The following is a 2,577-nucleotide window of genomic DNA, read 5'->3' on the forward strand; positions in this document are numbered from 1 at the left end:
AAGGGTGTCTACCTGAAGAAGGTTTCCGTCTCCTGCACGATGGGCGTCGGCATCCGGGTCGATCATTCCACGCTGGCCGGCTCCAACGCCGGTTCGGCGCAGTAGCTTTGGGCCGCAGCCGGCCCGCTTCGGGCCGGCTGCGGGTTATCCAAGACCGTAGGCGCCCTCCGGGGCTCAATGCGGGGCGCTCGTTCCGGGTCCCTAGCCTACGCAGATAGCGCACCCCAGACAGGATTTCCCGCCCATCGGGCGGAGCCGTTCTCCTGACGAAAGGTCGCTATGGTGGCGCGAAGCCGCCTTTCGGGGAATTCCCAAAGTCCCCGAGGCACTGCGCGTCGAATCACTGAAGGAGAAAGACCTTGAGTCTCAATCGTGAAGGTAAGAAGGAAGTCGTGGCGGAGTTCTCGGCACGGCTGGCCAAGGCGCAAGCCATCGTGCTTGCGGAGTATCGCGGCCTGCCCGTCGAGAAGATCACGCAGCTTCGCGCGAAAGCGCGGGCTTCCGGCGTCTACCTTCGCGTGCTGAAGAACACCCTCGCGCGCCGCGCGGTCCAGGGAACGCCTTTCGAAAAGCTGGCCGACCAGATGATCGGTCCGCTCGCCTATGGCGTCTCCGACGACCCCGTGTCCGCCGCGAAGTTGCTCCACGCCTACGCGAAGGAGAACGACAAGCTCGTCATCAAGGGCGGGGCCATTCCCGGCCAGGTGATGAGCGCGAAGGAGGTCGGCAGTCTCGCGTCCCTTCCGAGCCGCGATGAACTCATCGCCAAGCTCATGGGGACCATGCAGGCGCCGGTCACCACGTTCGTCCAGACGCTGAACCAGGTGCCCTCGAAGTTCGTGCGCACCCTGGCCGCCGTTCGCGACCAGAAGGAACGGCAGGCCGCCTAGGGCCCGCCGGATCCTTCCCAACACATCACTGAAACGAAACCAGGAGAACGAAACATGGCTATCGCCAAGCAGGAAATCCTCGACGCCATCGCGAGCATGACCGTCCTCGAGCTCTCGCAGCTCATCAAGGACATGGAAGAGAAGTTCGGCGTGTCCGCCGCCGCGGCCACCGTTGCCGTTGCCGCCCCGGCCGCCGCCGCCGCCGCGGTCGAAGAGCAGACCGAGTTCACCGTCATCCTCGCCGCTGCGGGCGAGAACAAGGTGAACACCATCAAGGCCGTGCGTGAAGTGACGGGCCTGGGCCTGAAGGAAGCCAAGGATCTCGTCGACGGCGCGCCGAAGCCCGTGAAGGAAGCCGTGAGAAAGGCCGACGCCGAAGCCGTGAAGAAGAAGCTGGAAGAGGCGGGCGCGAAGGTCGAAGTCAAGTAAATCGGCGCTGCGTCAACTGCAACTTGGCGTTGAGCGGCACCGGCTTGCCGGTGTCCGCTCCAACGCCGTTCCCGAAGCCAAATAAAAGCCCTCGCGGGTTTCTATTTGCCTTCTGAAGCGACTGCGGAAGGCAGGTTTGGTCGGGCCCGTGCCGGAATCCCCAGCAAGCTGGGTGCCCCCGGCGGGGCTGTCCGCCAGCGGCTGGTAGAGGCCAGCCACCAGGCCATGAGCAATGCACCACAGTCGGGTGCACGGGCGCCCCGCGCCCGTGATGTACCGGAGCCATCATGACCTACACGTTCACCGAGAAAAAACGCATCCGCAAGAGCTTCGCGAAGCGGGCCGCCGTCCTCGACGTCCCGTTCCTGCTTGCGACCCAGATCGACTCCTACGCGGATTTCCTTCAGTCCGAGGTCGCCGGCAACGCGCGGCGCGAGCGAGGCCTTCAGGCCGCCTTCACCTCCGTCTTCCCGATCTCGAGCCATTCCGGCAATGCCCGGCTGGAGTTCGTGAGCTACGGGCTCGGCGAACCCCCCTTCGACGTGGTCGAGTGCCAGCAGCGCGGCCTCACCTTCGCGAGCCCGCTTCGGGCCAAGGTCCGCCTCACGATCATGGATCGTGAAGCCACCAAGCCGACGGTGAAGGAAGTCAAGGAGCAGGAGGTCTACATGGGCGAGATCCCGCTGATGACCCGAAACGGCTCCTTCGTCATCAATGGCACCGAGCGCGTGATCGTCTCCCAGTTGCACCGGTCGCCCGGCGTCTTCTTCGAGCACGACCGCGGCAAGACGCACTCCTCGGGCAAGCTCCTCTTCTCGGCCCGCGTGATCCCCTATCGCGGTTCCTGGCTCGACTTCGAGTTCGACCCCAAGGACTTCCTGTACTTCCGCGTCGACCGCCGCCGGAAGATGCCGGTGACGATCCTGCTGAAGGCGCTCGGCTACAACCCCGAGCGCATCCTCGCCGAGTTCTTCGTCTTCGACACCTTCCACGTCACCAAGAAGGGCATCGAGTTCGAGGTCGTCGCCGACCGCATGAAGGGCGAAATCGCGAAGTTCGACATCGCGACCAAGGCCGGCAAGGTCATCATCCAGAAGGACAAGCGCATCACGGTGAAGCACATCCGCGAGATGGAAGCCGCGGGCATCAAGAAGCTCTCCGTCGAACCGGACTTCCTGCTCGGCCGCACGCTCGCGAAGAACCTCGTGAACAAGGAAACGGGCGAGATCGTCGCCAACGCCAACGAGGAGGTCACCGA

At 64.3% G+C, this 2,577-nt stretch carries 2 protein-coding genes and 1 pseudogene; all 3 read left to right on the plus strand.

The features are described 5' to 3' along the window. The first annotated feature begins 359 nt into the window (after window positions 1–359). Complete coding sequence (gene rplJ / locus IT540_RS16755) at window positions 360–890, plus strand: 50S ribosomal protein L10 (protein ID WP_291180578.1); 531 nt, start codon at window positions 360–362, stop codon at window positions 888–890. A 54-nt stretch (window positions 891–944) separates the two neighbouring features. Beyond that, window positions 945–1,319: a 50S ribosomal protein L7/L12 gene (gene rplL / locus IT540_RS16760; RefSeq protein ID WP_291180580.1), complete on the plus strand. Its 375-nt coding sequence runs from the start codon at window positions 945–947 to the stop codon at window positions 1,317–1,319. Between the two features lie 287 nt (window positions 1,320–1,606). Next, window positions 1,607–2,577: pseudogene (rpoB, locus tag IT540_RS16765) on the plus strand (DNA-directed RNA polymerase subunit beta); the annotation flags it as partial.

This window comes from Hyphomicrobium sp. (genome assembly GCF_020852195.1).
Taxonomy (GTDB): Bacteria; Pseudomonadota; Alphaproteobacteria; order Rhizobiales; family Hyphomicrobiaceae; genus Hyphomicrobium_C.